Source organism: Flavobacterium sp. AK-345, assembly GCF_058310175.1.
In genome coordinates this window covers 120,889-135,605 of record NZ_JBZEER010000005.1, presented here as the reverse complement: position 1 = coordinate 135,605, position 14,717 = coordinate 120,889, and the positions used below count along the sequence as shown (strand labels likewise).

The window sequence follows — 14,717 nt, the reverse complement described above, 5'->3', positions numbered from 1 at the left end:
TTAAATTGTAGATGCCGTCTTTTTCTTTTGAATTAGGCGGTTTTTTTGTTTGCCACGAAGGCACAAGGGCGCAAAGTTTTTTTGTTTTGAGCTAAATTTTAATCTCGCAAAGTCGCGAAGACACAAAGTTTTTTTAATTTGTGTCTTTAAAAAAGAATCTTTGCGTTCTTGTGCCTTCGTGGCAAATTAACCCTAAACTTAAAAATATCTTTAAGTAATTGTAACATTCAGCAGAAAAACGCAACTAATAGTAACAGCAACTATTAAATAAACAAAATTCCCAAAACCACGTATGGAAAAATTTATACTAATTGTCTTTTTGTTTTTGGCACAAAATAATTTTGCGCAGGAACTTTATATGCCGCGTAATATCAAAGAAGCTTACGCAAAAGGGACTCGCTCGATGGACGGAAAACCTGGAAAAAATTACTGGCAAAACCACGGAAAATACGATATCGCATTAACTGTAAATGCTGATACAAAAGTTATTAGCGGAACTGAAACTATTGTCTATACAAACAATAGCAGCGATACTTTAAAAAACTTACCAATTCGTTTTGTAAACAACCTTCATAAACCTTCTTCGCCAAGAAGCGGTGATGTTAGTAATGATTTTTTAAGCGACGGATTGACTATTACATCTTTAAAAATTGAAGGAGAAGTTTATAAAGAAGATGCTAGAAGCTGGGGAACGGTTGGAAATGTAAAAATGAAAAAACCATTGCCTCCACATTCTAAAATTACAATAAATATCGATTGGCATTATCCATTGTCTAAAGAGAGTGGAAGAGAAGGACAAATAGATAATACTACTTTTTTTGCCGCTTACAGTTATCCTCGTGTGACTGTTTTTGACGATTACAACAGATGGGACAGATTGCCACACACGGATCGTCAGGAGTTTTACAATGATTTTAATGATTATACCTATTCTGTAAAAGCACCTAAAAACTATGTAGTTTACGGAACCGGAGATTTATTAAATCCGGATGAGGTTTTACAGTCTGAATTTGCAGCGCGTTTGAAAAAATCATATGTAACAGATGAAATTTTGCATATTGCAAACGAACAGGAAATGAAAAGTGGCGCAGTAACCAAACAAAACGAATGGAATGTTTGGAAATTTGAAGCAAAACATATCTCAGATGTTTGTTTTGGTTTAAGCGATCATTATTTATGGGATGCGAGCAGCGTTGTTGTAGACAAAAAAACAAATCGTCGTGCGAGCGTTCAGGCGGCGTATGATGTTAAAGGAACTGATTTTGTAAATTCGATTAAAAACAATCAATATGCTCTGGACTGGTTTTCAAATAACTGGCCGGGAATTCCGTATCCGTTTTCTAAAATGACCGCTTTTCAGGGTTTTGCAGATATGGAATATCCAATGATGTGTAATGATTCGCAGATGAATGATCCGGTTTTTGCACAATTAGTTCAGGATCATGAAGTAGCACATACTTATTTTCCTTTTTATATGGGAATCAATGAAACACGTTATGCTTTTATGGATGAAGGCTGGGCAACAACTTTTGAATATTTAATAGGAATTGCAGAACATGGGAAAGAAGCTGCTGATAAATTTTATAAAGAATTTAGAGTAGAAGGTTACATAAATGATGTTTCAACAGAAGAAGATCAGCCCATAATTTCAATGTCATCTCAACTTTCAGGCCCGGGTTACGGAAACAATTCATACGGAAAAGCTTCTCTTTCCTATATTGCATTAAAAGATTTGCTTGGAGATGATTTGTTCAAAAAATCGCTTCACGCATACATGGATAACTGGAACGGAAAACATCCAATTCCGTGGGATTATTTTAATTCGATGAACACCGCTTCAGGAAGAAATTTGAATTGGTTTTTTAATAACTGGTTTTTTACCAATAATTACATAGACCTTTCCGTTAAAAAAGTCGAAAAAAATATTGTAGCTATAGAAAACGTGGGAGGTTTTGCTATTCCATTTGATGTAAATGTCATTTACACAGACGATTCAAAAGAAACTTTGCACCAAACTCCGGCAATTTGGCAAAACAATCAAAAAACAGCTTCAGTTACATTAAAAAATAAAAAACAAATTAAGCAGATAACACTTGATGGTGGTATTTTTATGGATGCCACACCAAACAACAATACCTTTTTAGTAAGATAAATTATCTGTTTTAGTAATAAAAAATCCTCTTTCTTAAAATAAGAAAGAGGATTTTGCGTTTTAATTAGTTGATATATAATTATTTGCGTGTTTTTGGTTTGTGCTTTATAAAAAAATACGTAAAAGCGTAAAATAGTTACGAATTTAACAATTATGTTTGCAAAAAAATAAAGCCATTTTTAAATGAGAAAAAAATACTTTACTATTATTATTTTATTATTTGCTATTAAAAGCTTTGCTCAGATCGATGCAAAGGCTAAATTTCAAAAAAATAAATACGAATTAGCTGTTGCCTGTTACAAAAAATCAGATTTTGTAAACGCATTGGATCTATTTTCTGTGGCATCAAAAATTAAACCTGAAAATGAATTGGGTCAGGAATCAATTAAAAAAGTAGATACTTTAAAATGTCTCCTGAGAAAAGATATGATGCAAAAAGCTTTGGGTATCTGGAAACTGATTGGCGATAAACCACTTTGGGCAGTAAAAACAACAAAAGATTCTCAAAACAAGTTAGTTGATGAATTTGTTGAAATATCAGAAAATAAGATTTTGTTCTACGAGCAGGACAAAAAAACCTTAGTAAAAAAAATAATAAAAACAGAGAACTTAGTTTATTACAACAAAGACAAATCAGATTCATTATTTTCGGCCGTTATTTTGTCTGATGGTACAATTTGGAATTGCACTGTCGATGATAAATCACATGTATTACACGTAATAAACATTGCCAAACAAACGGAAAACGGTGTTGAAAAAATTGAAAATGAAAATTTAGAACGTTATTATTTGAAAATGTAATTACTGCTAAAAAAGAGTTTTTCTAATTAAAATACTTATAAAAGCCGCAAAGAAATAAAACTCTTTGCGGCTTTTATTTTTCTCAGAATTAATGATTCGCAATCAATTTTTATCGTTTTTGTTTTATATTTATTGTCTAACTATTAACGCAAAAACAAAGATGAAACAAATTAATTTTCGAGGTAATTTTTCAGGTTTTTTAAATTTCAATATGATTCTTTTATGTTGTATTTTATTGTTTGGAAATTATTCAAACGCTCAAAATAAAAACCAGATTACTATAGGAACAATTGATAGTATTTCTTCGAAAGTTTTAAATGAACAAAGAAAAATTTGGATTCATCTTCCCAGAAGTGTTCAATATAAAGGATTTTCTATCCAAAAATATCCGGTCGTTTATTTATTAGACGGAGATGCTCATTTTAGCTCTGTTGTTGGAATGATAGAAGAATTAAGCGAAATAAACGGAAATACAATTTGTCCGGAAATGATTGTTGTAGGTATTCCAAATACAAACAGAACCAGAGATTTAACCCCAACACATTCTGATATCGATTTGCCTTTTGTAAATAAGGGTTTAAGTGAACAATCTGGCGGAGGAGAAAAATTTACAGAATTTTTAGAGAAAGAATTGATCCCTTATATCGATTCAAAATATCCAACAGCACCTTATAAAACACTAATTGGGCATTCTTTTGGCGGATTAACCGTTATGAATGTTCTTACCAATCATACCGATTTATTCAATTCTTATGTTGCCATCGATCCGAGTATGTGGTGGGACAAGCAAAAGTTTTTAAAAGAAACCACAAAAACATTAGCAACTAAAAATTTGGCAAATGTTTCTCTGTTTTTGGGAGTTGCCAATACAATGGAAGACAATATGGATCTTCTAAAAGTTCGAAAAGATACTTCAGTAATTACAAAACATATTCGATCTGCATTAGATTTAAACGATTTTTTAAGTCAGAATAAAAAAAGCAATTTACAATATCAATACAAATATTATAAAGACGATAATCATGGTTCGATTCCCTTAATTGCAACTTATGATGCACTTCGTTTCCTTTTTTCTTTTAATCAATTAAAGCTTTCAATTGGAGAGCAAATGAATTTCAATAAAGCGGTTTTTGCTAAAATTGAAAAACATTATGAAAATGTATCGAAACATCTTGGTTATAAAGTAAATATTCCGGAGCAGGTCGTAAATGTATATGGTTATCAGGCTCTTTCAAAAAAGGATAATGATTTGGCAGGTTATTTATTTAAACTAAATGTAACAAATTATCCAGAAAGTCCGAACGTATTTGATTCTCTTGGAGATTTTTATGAAGCAAACGGAGATAAAAAAAATGCTATTACCAATTATCAAAAAGCATTGACTTTAGATAAAGATTTTCCGGAAACAAGACCGAAATTAGAGAAACTCTTAAAATAATTATTTAGTAAAAAACAGCCATGTCAGGAGAAAAAGATTTAAAGCAATTGCTAAAAAGCATGAAACCGGAACATATTTCCGGAGATTATGTTTTTTGTAAAGTCGCCAATTTAGAAAACGTAAATCTAAATGAAGTTGAAATGTTCTTTAGAGAAAAAGAAGCGATTACCTTAATTCTGAAAAAAGAAATAGCAGAGATTCTAAAGCTGGAATATTCAGTTATAATGGCGTGGATAACGTTAACCGTTCATTCTTCATTGGAAGCTGTTGGATTAACGGCAGCATTTTCGAAAGCACTTTCAGAAAACGGAATTAGCTGTAATGTTGTTGCAGCATTTTATCACGATCATATTTTTGTAAATAAAAAAGATATAGAAAAAGCAATGGAAATCCTGAACGCATTTTCGAATTAAAGCTAAATATTTTTGCCACCGATTTCACCCATTATAATTCTTTAAATCTGTGAAATCGGTGGTATTTATTTTTATAAAAATTTAAACCCAAGCGAAACATTCACAATTCCTGTTTTTAGTTCTCTATCGGAAGCATCAAGATCTGATAGACCTGCAAGGTAACGAGCATCTAAAGTAAATCTCCATACATCGACGCCTACACCGCCAAGAATACTGCTGTTGTCCTGCTCGAAAGCAATTAAGCTAAGATCATTATTGGCTTTTATATCAGAGTAATGTTTCCAGTTATAACCAACAAAAACACGAAGATTTCCCAGTTTTCCAAACGGAAGTATTTTATAACCAGCAATTAACGAAGCATCAGTTCCTGATAATTCATATTCCGTTTCGCCAATTCCGGTTTGAGAAACACTAAATTTATTTTTTGCATAACCAAATTCGGCCTGACCGTAAAAAAGCAATAAATTAACTCTCGCAAATCCGGCAAAACCTATATCTGTACCTGAACTTTTAGAACTAAAATCATCTGTTACGGCCGAAGTAATATTGGATGAAAATTGAGGTCCGAATTGTATTAATTGTGCAAAACCATTTACACTTATACATAATAATACTGCTGCAAGGAATTTTTTCATAACTGGATTTGTTGTTTTTAGTTCCTATAAAAATAATTATTATTCATTAGAATAGCGAGATTTATCTTATTTATTTTTTAATTATTTATCTGGTATTTAAATAGATATGTTTTTGTTTTTTCTTTGAGGAAGAATAAAAGTAAATTGGCTTAATTTTGAAAACAAAAGAATTGAAATGAAAATTGAAGCAATCCAGGCTTCCCAAACCTGGCAAATCAGACATGAGGTTATGTGGTCCGATCAGCCTTTTGAATTTGTTCAATTAAAGGAAGATGATTTAGGAGAACATTTTGGTGTTTTTACAGATGACCAATTAGTTTCAATAGTTTCCTGTTTTTTTTCTGGAGATGAAATGCAGTTTAGGAAATTAGCAACTTTAGAACAATTTCAGGGACAGGGTATTGCGTCAGGATTATTGCATTATATCTTGAAATTGGCAAAAGAAAGAGGAGCAAAAAAAGTTTGGTGTAATGCCAGAACAAATAAAAAGAATTTTTACGGGAAATTTGGAATGACAGATACTTATAAAACTTTTGAAAAAAACGGACAGGAATTTACTATAATGGAAATTTTGTTTTAGAAAGCGTATCATAATTATGAAATAAAATATAGAGAATCAAATATTTACGATTCTCGTTTTTTGGAACTTGCTTATTTGTCAATATTTTAGTGAAGTTACTTTTATGTTAATTTGCTCTATTATTTCCGCACAAAATCGCTCGATTTATTGTTGAATTAATAGTGAAATAAAAAGAAAACGTTTTCGCAAATTATAACTTGTTAAGACTTTCTTATTTTATTTTTTTTCTTCCGATCTTTTATTACTTTCGCACTCAAATGAGAAAGTTAGTAGTATTTTTAACATTTATGAATTTCCTTCTGCTAGGCGGAGGGCAATACCTTAATGCTGAAACACATCTAAATTCTCACCACAATCTTGAGAAAAGACACCGCGTAAAATTCACCAATAACGAACAAGGCAGTTCAATAATTGAAGATGCTGATATAGATTTGGATGAAGAATATTTTGGTGACGATTTTAAAGGTGGTCTTTCCAATAAATTTTTTGCAACAAACTACAGCTTACTTGATAGCTGGTATTTGACATTATCTCGTCAAAGCGCTGCAAAATCTTCCAATCATTTTGATATTTTCGGCTCATCTTGTGGCCAGTCAAATCCTATCTACATTACTCAGAGAGTTTTAAGAATTTGATTCTATTTATACATCGGTTACCAAAAGCGTGATCATGCATAAATATGGATTATATTTTTAGAGTTTATTTCTTAAAATTTACCACACTTACGACATTCAATTCACGTATTGGCGACTGATGCTTTCTACATCTAAAGGGATTTTTGCATCCCTATTCAATCGCTTAATTTCCAATTACATACCAATGAAAAGAATTATCGTGTTAACGGGCATGCTTGCCGTGTTGTGCCTTACCAGTTGTACATCAAAAAAAGAAGAAAAAGAAGAAGAGGAAAAATTTACAGTTACCAACCCTGTAAAAATTGACACTTCATTTACTAAAGAGTATGTTTCGCAGATAAAATCTGTTCGAAACATCGAAATCCGCGCCCAGGAAAAAGGGTTCTTACAAAACATTTATGTTGATGAAGGCCAGTTTGTAAAAAAAGGCCAGTTGTTATTTAAAATTATGCCAAACATGTATCAGGCAGAATTGCTTAAAGCACAGGCAGAGCAAAAATCAACAGAAATTGAATTGCAAAATGCTAAGCTATTGGCAGATAAAAATATCGTTTCTAAAAACGAATTAAGTGTAGCTCAGGCAAAATTACAATCAGCAAAAGCAGAAGTTGCATTAGCAAAATTACATTTATCATTTACCGAAATCAGAGCGCCGTTTGACGGAACAATCGATAGAATTCCTTTAAAATTAGGAAGTCTTATCGACGAAGGAGAATTATTGACAAGCCTTTCAGATAACAGTCAGATGTTTGCTTATTTCAATGTATCTGAGCCGGAATATCTTCAATATCAAACTGATGTAAAAGACCGTGCAGGAAACAATGTTGGTTTGCTTTTGGCAAATGGTGAACCTTTTAAATACAAAGGAAATGTTGAAGTGATTGAAAGTGAATTCGATAATGAAACAGGAAATATTGCTTTTAGAGCCAGATTCCCAAATACAGGAAAACTGTTAAGAAATGGTGAAACAGGAAAAGTTCAAATGCTTGTTCCGTTGAAAAACGCTATCGTAATTCCACAAAAAGCAACTTATGAAATTCAGGATAAAAAATACGTTTTTGTAGTTGATAAAAACAACGTGGTAACTTCTAAAGAAATCACAATTACAGGTGAAATTCCGGATTTATATGTTGTAAGCAGCGGACTTGGAGAAAACGATAAAATCTTGCTTGAAGGAGTTCAAAAGGTAAAAGACAATGATAAGATTAAATTCGAATTCCTTTCTCCTAAAACGGTAATGAATAATTTACGATTAAAAGCGGAGTAATAAGTTTTGTTGTAATTGTTTCAGGTTCCAGGTTTTAAGTTGCGCACTGAATCTGGAACTTGAACCTGAAACTTTCAAATTCCAATTTGGTTTAATCATTAAAAAATATAAAAATGTTTAATAAATTTATTCAAAGACCTGTACTTTCGATAGTTATATCGCTTGTGATAGTCTTTTTAGGGGTGTTGTCGGTGATGAATTTACCAATTACCCAGTTCCCTTCAATTTCTCCACCAATGGTAAATGTTACGGCAGATTACCCTGGATCAAATGGAGAGTTGATGATCAAATCGGTTGTAATTCCTTTAGAAAGAGCTCTAAATGGAGTACCGGGAATGAAATATATGACTTCTGATGCCGGAAATGATGGTGAAGCAAGTATTCAGGTTGTATTTAATTTAGGTACAGATCCTAATCAGGCAGCCATTAACGTTCAAAACCGTGTAGCTTCGGTTACCAATAAACTTCCTCCTTTAGTAGTAAGAGAGGGTGTGAAAATTACGCGTGAAGTTCCGAGTATGTTGATGTATGTGAATCTTTATAGTACGGATAAAAATACCGATATGAAGTTCTTGTACAACTATGCCGATATCAATGTACTTTCAGAATTAAAAAGGGTAAACGGTGTTGGATCTGGAGATATTTTGGGAACACGTGAATATGCAATGCGTATTTGGTTGAAACCTGACAGAATGCTGGCTTATAAGATTTCTGCCGATGAGGTAATGGAAGCATTATCAAGCCAGAGTTTGGAAGCTTCTCCGGGTAAAACGGGAGAAAGTTCCGGTAAACGTTCTCAGGCGTTTGAATACGTTTTAAAATATTCAGGACGTTTTACAACAAAAGAACAATATGAGAATATAGTAGTAAGATCAACCAGTAACGGCGAACTTTTACGTTTGAAAGATATTGCAAAAGTGGAGTTTGGAAGTTCGATGTATGACATTTATTCGAACTTAAATGGTAAGCCTTCTGCTGCGATTGTATTAAAACAGTCTTTTGGTAGTAATGCGAATCAGGTTATTGAAGACGTAAAAGCAAAACTGGAAAAAATCAAGCAAAAATTTCCAAAAGGAATGAATTATGAAATTTCGTATGACGTTTCTAAATTCCTTGATGCTTCTATCGAAAAAGTAATTCATACCTTGATTGAGGCTTTTATTTTGGTGGGATTAGTTGTATTTCTTTTCTTAGGAGACTGGCGTTCTACCGTTATTCCTGCAATTGCGGTACCCGTTTCATTAGTAGGAACTTTTGTGTTCATGACTTTCTTTGATATTTCATTGAACTTAATTACGTTGTTTGCTTTAGTATTGGCAATTGGAGTCGTCGTCGATGATGCGATTGTAGTTATCGAAGCCGTTCACGCCAAGATGGAAGAAGAACATCTTTCTCCATTTAAAGCGACTAAAAAAGCAATGCACGAAATTGCAGGAGCTATTATTGCCATTACATTCCTTATGGCGGCGGTATTTATTCCCGTTGCATTTATGTCTGGTCCGGTTGGGGTTTTCTATAGACAATTTTCTATCACGATGGCAACAGCGATTATACTTTCGGGTATTGTGGCTTTGACTTTAACACCGGCACTTTGTGCAATGATGTTGAAAAACAATCACGGCAAACCGAAAAAGAAAACACCTGTAAATGTATTTATTGATGGTTTTAACAACAAGTTTAATCTTGCTCAGGGCAAATACCAAAATGTATTAGGTAAAATCGTAAACAGAAGAGCCGTTACAATTATTGCACTTTTAGGATTTTGCGCCGGAACATGGTTAATCAGCAGTACAGTTCCTTCAGGATTTATCCCAAATGAAGATCAGGGAATGTTCTATGCTATTATCCAGACACCTCCGGGATCATCATTAGAAAGAACCAATAATATTGCCGAGAAACTGCAAAAAATAGCAGAAGGAGTAGAAGGAGTAAAATCAGTTTCTTCATTGGCAGGTTATGAAATTTTAACTGAAGGTACAGGATCGAATGCAGGAACTTGTTTGATCAATTTAGAAGACTGGAACGATCGTAAACAATCTGTACAGGAAATTATGACAGAGCTGGAAGAAAAATCAAAAGATATTGCAGGTGCCAATATTGAATTTTTTCAACCACCGGCAGTACCGGGATATGGAGCTGCGGGAGGATTTGAGCTTCGTTTATTGGACAAAACAGGTTCTAGTGATTTCAAAAAACTGGAAGCAGTTAATAAAGATTTCGTAGAAGAATTGAACAAACGTCCAGAATTATCTAACGTGTTTAGTTTCTTTAGTGCGAGTTTCCCTCAGTACATGATGAAAGTCGATAACGATTTGGCTCAGCAAAAAGGAGTTTCTATTGAAAACGCGATGAATACCTTGTCAACTCTTGTGGGTAGTAACTATGAAATCAGTTTTATTAAATACGGTATTAACTATAAAGTAATCGTTCAGGCCGCTCCGGAATATCGTGCGCAGCCAGATGATATTTTAAAACTTTATGTAAAAAATGATCGTGATGAAATGGTTCCTTTTTCGGCCTTTATGAGATTAGAAAAAGTATACGGACTTTCGGAAATTACGAGACATAATATGTACACTTCTACAGAAATTAGTGGTGGTGCAGCTCCGGGCTATAGTTCTGGTACAGCCATTAAAGTAATTCAGGATGTTGCAGCCAAAAAATTACCTAGAGGATATGATATTGACTGGGCAGGTATTTCTGCAGATGAGGTAGCTCAGGGTAATCAGGCAATATGGGTATTCCTTATTTGTTTAGGATTTGTGTACCTGGTTTTGGCGGCCCAATATGAAAGTTTTATTTTGCCATTATCAGTAATTCTTTCTTTACCTGCGGGTATTTTTGGAGCTTTCCTTTTATTAAAAGTTGCAGGATTAGAAAACAATATTTATGCACAGGTTGCCATGGTAATGCTTATTGGTTTACTTGGTAAAAATGCTGTATTGATTGTAGAGTTTGCGATACAAAGGCATGCGGCAGGAAAAACAGTTCTTGAAGCTGCAATGGAAGGTGCAAAAGCAAGGTTCCGTCCTATTTTAATGACTTCATTTGCTTTTATCGCCGGATTATTACCACTTGCATTTGCATCTGGTCCGGGTAAAATTGGTAACAGAACTATTGGTACTGCAGCTGCGGGAGGTATGCTTATCGGAACTATTTGTGGTGTATTTGTGATTCCCGGATTGTATTACATCTTCGCGAAAATTGCAGAAAAACACAAATTAGTTAAACATGAAGAAGAGAATCCATTAACAGAAGAAATTGACAACAATCATGTATAAATTTAAAACATATCAATATGGTGTTGCGTTGGGTGCTTGTCTTGCTGTAGCAAGTTGTAAAGCTCCACAAACGGTAGCCGAAACACCAAGTAAACCAGTTCCGGAGGTTTTTGCAAATAGCAAAGACACAACGAATATGGCAACTATTCCATGGCACGATTTCTTTAAAGATCAAAATCTGGTAAATTTAATTGACTTAGCCCTGAAAAACAATCAGGAGTTACTGATGACTTTACAGGAAATTGAAATTGCCAAAAATGACGTTCGCGTTAGAAAAGGACTTTTATTGCCTACTGTTGGTGTTAGAGCCGGAGCGGGTGTAGAAAAAGTGGGTAGATATACAAGTCAGGGTGCAGGTGATGCTTCGACAGAAATTATGCCAGGTAAGGAAACGCCTGATCCGCTAGGGGATTTCAAAATAGCCGCTTACGCGAATTGGGAAGTTGATATCTGGAAAAAACTACGTAATTCTAAAAAAGCTGCGTTAACCCGATATTTGGCTACTGTAGAAGGAAAAAACTTCGTAGTAACAAGCCTGATCGGTGAAATTGCAAATTCGTACTATGAATTATTGGCTTTAGACAGTCAGCTTGATATTGTAAAACAGAATATCGAATTGCAATCGAACGCTTTAGAAATTGTAAAAGTTCAAAAGCAAGCAGCGAGAGCAACAGAATTGGCAGTTCAGAAGTTTCAGGCTGAGGTTTTGACTTCAAAAAGTTTAGAGTTTGACATTCGTCAGAAAATAAAAGAAGCAGAGAACAAAATTAATTTCTTAGTGGGGCAATATCCACAGGAAATTAAAAGAGACAGAAGCAACTTCCTGACTTTGTTGCCTTCAACGGTACAATCTGGAATTCCATCTCAATTGTTAGCCAATCGTCCCGACGTTAAACAAGCCGAATTGCAACTTACAGCTGCAAAACTAGATGTAAAAGTTGCCCGAGCAGAGTTTTATCCATCTTTGGATATTTCTGCAGCGGTTGGTTTTAACGCTTTTAATCCGTCGTATTTGTTTACGCTTCCAGAATCGTTATTGTATTCTTTAGCGGGAGATATTGCGGCGCCATTAATTAACAGAAATGCTATTAAGGCAGAGTTTAACAGTGCCAATGCAAGACAGCTTCAGGCTTTGTATAACTACGATAAAACAATTTTAAACGCTTACATCGAAGTTTCGAACCAGCTTTCTAAAATTGATAATTTAGGAAAAAGCTATGATCTAAAATCGCAACAGGTTGATGCCTTAAACACTTCGATTGACGTTTCTAACGATTTGTTTAAATCAGCCAGAGTAGATTATTTTGAAGTATTAATGACGCAAAGAGATGCTTTGGAAGCTAAACTGGAATTAATAGAAACTAAAAAAGACCAATTAACGGCTGCAGTCAATGTTTATAAAGAACTAGGCGGCGGTTGGAAATAATATTGCCTTGTTAATTTGTAGACAAAAGCCTTTCGGGAGTAAATCCTGAAAGGCTTTTTATTTATATTGTTTTTGAAAAAAATCTATATGTTAATCCGTTTGGTATAACGCAACAAAAGTTTAATTAAACACATAGAAACATAGATTTTGTTTTTTTTGAAAAAAGTAAATCAAAAAGATACTCGTTTCTCACACATAGCTATGTTTGTTAAAATAAGTTAAACGCCTTTTTTTAAGTTCAATAATTCTATGTTTCTATGTGTTAAAATAATACACCCAAGAGGAAGAGGTCAAATTCTATTAAGAGTCTTTCTCATTATTAATCTCAGCTTCTTCCTTTTTTGGAACGTAGTTTAGCTCTTCTTCAATCTTTTTGCGGTCTTTTTTATTTTGTCTGATCAGAATATAAATCAGTAAGACAACGCCAATAATTATTGCACTTATAATAAACCAGTTGATTTCCATAAAATTGCTATTTAAGTTGATGTGAATTTCCTGATTTTGTTTTCTTAGTTTTGTTTTGATAAAAATTCACCAAACCATAATCCTGATTGTTTGATGGTTCTTTTTTGAGTCTCAAAATCAACGTGAATCAATCCAAATCTTGCATTATAACCTTCGGCCCATTCAAAATTATCGGTAAGACTCCAGACAAAATAGCCATCAACGTTTAAACCTTCGTGTTTGGCTTTTAAAATCTGTTCCAAATTATCCTGTATAAAATGAGTACGTTTAATATCATATACTTTTCCATTTGTAACAGTATCCGGAAAAGCCGCGCCATTTTCAGTTATAATGATTTTTTTGATGTTTTTATAACCGTTAAATCTTTTCAAAACATGGTATAGGGCAGGAGGATAAACTTCCCATCCCATTTCGGTGGTAATTACATTTCTTTTTTCGGCACTAACAAGTTCGGCACCAATATACGGAATGAGCATTGATGATCTTACTACTTCCCGTGTATAACATTGTAAACCGATGAAGTCAAAATCAAAAGCAAGATTATCAAGATCGCCTTTTACAATATAATTGTTAAGTTTTTTAAGTACAGGCAAATCTTCCTGTGGATATCCAAGTCCTAAAATAGGTTCTATAAAAGTTCTGTTCAGCAAAGTATCGACCCTTTTTGCGGCCTGAATATCGGCAGGTTTGTCAGAGAAAGGTTCAATATGTGTACAGGAGAAAGTGGTACCAATATTTGCATCAATAACTTTATTTCGCAATATTTTTGCGCCCGCAACAGTTGCCAATGTTACATGATGCATCGCTTTGATGTAATTGGTAATTCCTTTTTTTCCCGGAGCATGAATTCCTAAAAAATATCCTGCGCCTGTAAAAACAGAAGGTTCATTTATTACCATCCAGTTTTTAACCCTGTCGCCAAAATATTGTGCACAAACCTCAGTATATTCTGAAAACCAAGAAACACATTCCCGATTGGTCCATCCGCCTTTTAATTCCAGCGCATGTGGTAAATCCCAATGATAAAGTGTAATCCAGGGTTCAATTTCACATTCAATTAAAAAATCAATGATTTTGTTATAGTAGTCAATTCCTGCCTGATTTACAGGATGAACTCCCGTAGGCATAATGCGCGACCAGCTAATAGAAAATCTAAAATTTGGAATATTTAGCTGTCGTACTAACTGAATGTCATCTTTATAAGTATTATAAAAATCACATGCATTAATAGCGTGATGACCATTTTTTATTTTGCCTTTTTGAGAAGTAAAAACATCCCAGATCGAAGCACCTTTACCTTCGGCATCGTGCGCTCCTTCAATTTGGAAAGCGGCTGTAGAGACTCCCCACAGGAAATCCTTCCCAAATTGTTCTTTATTTAGTAGTGAGTGGTCAATTTTATTCATTTAAATATGCTGTCCTTTATTTTTTAGTCATTAATGAAGGAAAGTAGTTTGCATTGCTCTTAAAAAAAGCCATTCTTTAAATGAAGTCAGGAATGATAAGTTGAAGAATTTCATGATATATAGTTTTAATCAAATTAATAAAACATATATAAATTGAGCGTAACCTAAAGGTTATGAAATGGTTAACTATATTTTTTGTCCGAAAAATCAATATTGAA

Annotated in this window: 12 protein-coding genes; 9 read left to right on the top strand and 3 right to left on the bottom strand. The window is 33.7% G+C overall.

Annotated features, from left to right (window positions below):
- Positions 1-292 precede the first annotated feature (292 nt).
- The 4 genes from AC4FQ3_RS11210 (at position 293) to AC4FQ3_RS11195 (ending at position 4,804) form a co-directional block, all read left to right on the top strand.
- Positions 293-2,152, top strand: a complete 1,860-nt coding sequence (locus tag AC4FQ3_RS11210) for a M1 family metallopeptidase (RefSeq protein WP_491181906.1) — start codon at positions 293-295, stop codon at positions 2,150-2,152.
- Between the two features lie 183 nt (positions 2,153-2,335).
- Positions 2,336-2,953, top strand: coding sequence for a hypothetical protein (locus tag AC4FQ3_RS11205; RefSeq protein ID WP_491181905.1), 618 nt, complete (start codon positions 2,336-2,338; stop codon positions 2,951-2,953).
- 160 nt (positions 2,954-3,113) lie between these two features.
- Positions 3,114-4,391, top strand: a complete 1,278-nt coding sequence (locus tag AC4FQ3_RS11200) for an alpha/beta hydrolase-fold protein (protein WP_491181904.1) — start codon at positions 3,114-3,116, stop codon at positions 4,389-4,391.
- 20 nt (positions 4,392-4,411) lie between these two features.
- Complete coding sequence (locus AC4FQ3_RS11195) at positions 4,412-4,804, top strand: ACT domain-containing protein (RefSeq protein ID WP_491181903.1); 393 nt, start codon at positions 4,412-4,414, stop codon at positions 4,802-4,804.
- 71 nt (positions 4,805-4,875) lie between these two features.
- On the opposite strand, the gene AC4FQ3_RS11190 is transcribed toward AC4FQ3_RS11195, so the two are convergent.
- A complete protein-coding gene (locus AC4FQ3_RS11190) occupies positions 4,876-5,439 on the bottom strand; it encodes a hypothetical protein (protein WP_491181902.1) in 564 nt (187 codons plus the stop codon).
- Positions 5,440-5,614: 175 nt separating this feature from the next.
- Here AC4FQ3_RS11190 and AC4FQ3_RS11185 point away from each other — a divergent pair, with 175 nt between their 5' ends.
- From AC4FQ3_RS11185 to AC4FQ3_RS11165, 5 genes are all read left to right on the top strand, one after another.
- On the top strand, positions 5,615-6,019 hold the full coding sequence (locus AC4FQ3_RS11185; RefSeq protein WP_491181901.1) for a GNAT family N-acetyltransferase: 405 nt from the start codon (positions 5,615-5,617) through the stop codon (positions 6,017-6,019).
- A 287-nt stretch (positions 6,020-6,306) separates the two neighbouring features.
- Positions 6,307-6,654: a hypothetical protein gene (locus AC4FQ3_RS11180; protein ID WP_242607190.1), complete on the top strand. Its 348-nt coding sequence runs from the start codon at positions 6,307-6,309 to the stop codon at positions 6,652-6,654.
- Between the two features lie 184 nt (positions 6,655-6,838).
- Complete coding sequence (locus AC4FQ3_RS11175) at positions 6,839-7,921, top strand: efflux RND transporter periplasmic adaptor subunit (RefSeq protein WP_491181900.1); 1,083 nt, start codon at positions 6,839-6,841, stop codon at positions 7,919-7,921.
- 113 nt (positions 7,922-8,034) lie between these two features.
- Complete coding sequence (locus AC4FQ3_RS11170; protein WP_491181899.1) at positions 8,035-11,202, top strand: efflux RND transporter permease subunit; 3,168 nt, start codon at positions 8,035-8,037, stop codon at positions 11,200-11,202.
- Entirely contained in the window at positions 11,195-12,628 is a 1,434-nt protein-coding gene (locus tag AC4FQ3_RS11165) for a TolC family protein (RefSeq protein WP_491181898.1), read from the top strand. The genes AC4FQ3_RS11170 and AC4FQ3_RS11165 overlap by 8 nt, the downstream gene beginning before the upstream one ends.
- A gap of 300 nt (positions 12,629-12,928) precedes the next feature.
- Here the strand turns inward: AC4FQ3_RS11165 and AC4FQ3_RS11160 are convergent, their stop codons facing one another.
- Both AC4FQ3_RS11160 and AC4FQ3_RS11155 read right to left on the bottom strand, forming a co-directional pair.
- Positions 12,929-13,093 (bottom strand): hypothetical protein, encoded by a 165-nt coding sequence (locus AC4FQ3_RS11160; RefSeq protein ID WP_491181897.1) that lies wholly within the window; start codon positions 13,091-13,093, stop codon positions 12,929-12,931.
- 44 nt (positions 13,094-13,137) lie between these two features.
- Positions 13,138-14,499 carry a GH1 family beta-glucosidase gene (locus tag AC4FQ3_RS11155; protein WP_491181896.1) on the bottom strand — a complete coding sequence of 454 codons (1,362 nt, stop codon included), beginning with the start codon at positions 14,497-14,499 and terminating at the stop codon, positions 13,138-13,140.
- Between the last annotated feature and the right edge of the window lie 218 nt (positions 14,500-14,717).

Excerpts from the sequence above, each read along its gene's own strand:
- AC4FQ3_RS11195 (WP_491181903.1), top strand. The coding sequence starts at position 4,412 with ATGTCAGGAGAAAAAGATTTAAAGCAATTGCTAAAAAGCATGAAACCG.
- AC4FQ3_RS11185 (WP_491181901.1), top strand. The coding sequence starts at position 5,615 with ATGAAAATTGAAGCAATCCAGGCTTCCCAAACCTGGCAAATCAGACAT.
- AC4FQ3_RS11155 (WP_491181896.1), bottom strand. The coding sequence starts at position 14,499 with ATGAATAAAATTGACCACTCACTACTAAATAAAGAACAATTTGGGAAG.
- AC4FQ3_RS11175 (WP_491181900.1), top strand. The coding sequence starts at position 6,839 with ATGAAAAGAATTATCGTGTTAACGGGCATGCTTGCCGTGTTGTGCCTT.
- AC4FQ3_RS11180 (WP_242607190.1), top strand. The coding sequence starts at position 6,307 with ATGAATTTCCTTCTGCTAGGCGGAGGGCAATACCTTAATGCTGAAACA.
- AC4FQ3_RS11170 (WP_491181899.1), top strand. The coding sequence starts at position 8,035 with ATGTTTAATAAATTTATTCAAAGACCTGTACTTTCGATAGTTATATCG.
- AC4FQ3_RS11165 (WP_491181898.1), top strand. The coding sequence starts at position 11,195 with ATGTATAAATTTAAAACATATCAATATGGTGTTGCGTTGGGTGCTTGT.
- AC4FQ3_RS11210 (WP_491181906.1), top strand. The coding sequence starts at position 293 with ATGGAAAAATTTATACTAATTGTCTTTTTGTTTTTGGCACAAAATAAT.
- AC4FQ3_RS11160 (WP_491181897.1), bottom strand. The coding sequence starts at position 13,093 with ATGGAAATCAACTGGTTTATTATAAGTGCAATAATTATTGGCGTTGTC.
- AC4FQ3_RS11205 (WP_491181905.1), top strand. The coding sequence starts at position 2,336 with ATGAGAAAAAAATACTTTACTATTATTATTTTATTATTTGCTATTAAA.
- AC4FQ3_RS11190 (WP_491181902.1), bottom strand. The coding sequence starts at position 5,439 with ATGAAAAAATTCCTTGCAGCAGTATTATTATGTATAAGTGTAAATGGT.
- AC4FQ3_RS11200 (WP_491181904.1), top strand. The coding sequence starts at position 3,114 with ATGAAACAAATTAATTTTCGAGGTAATTTTTCAGGTTTTTTAAATTTC.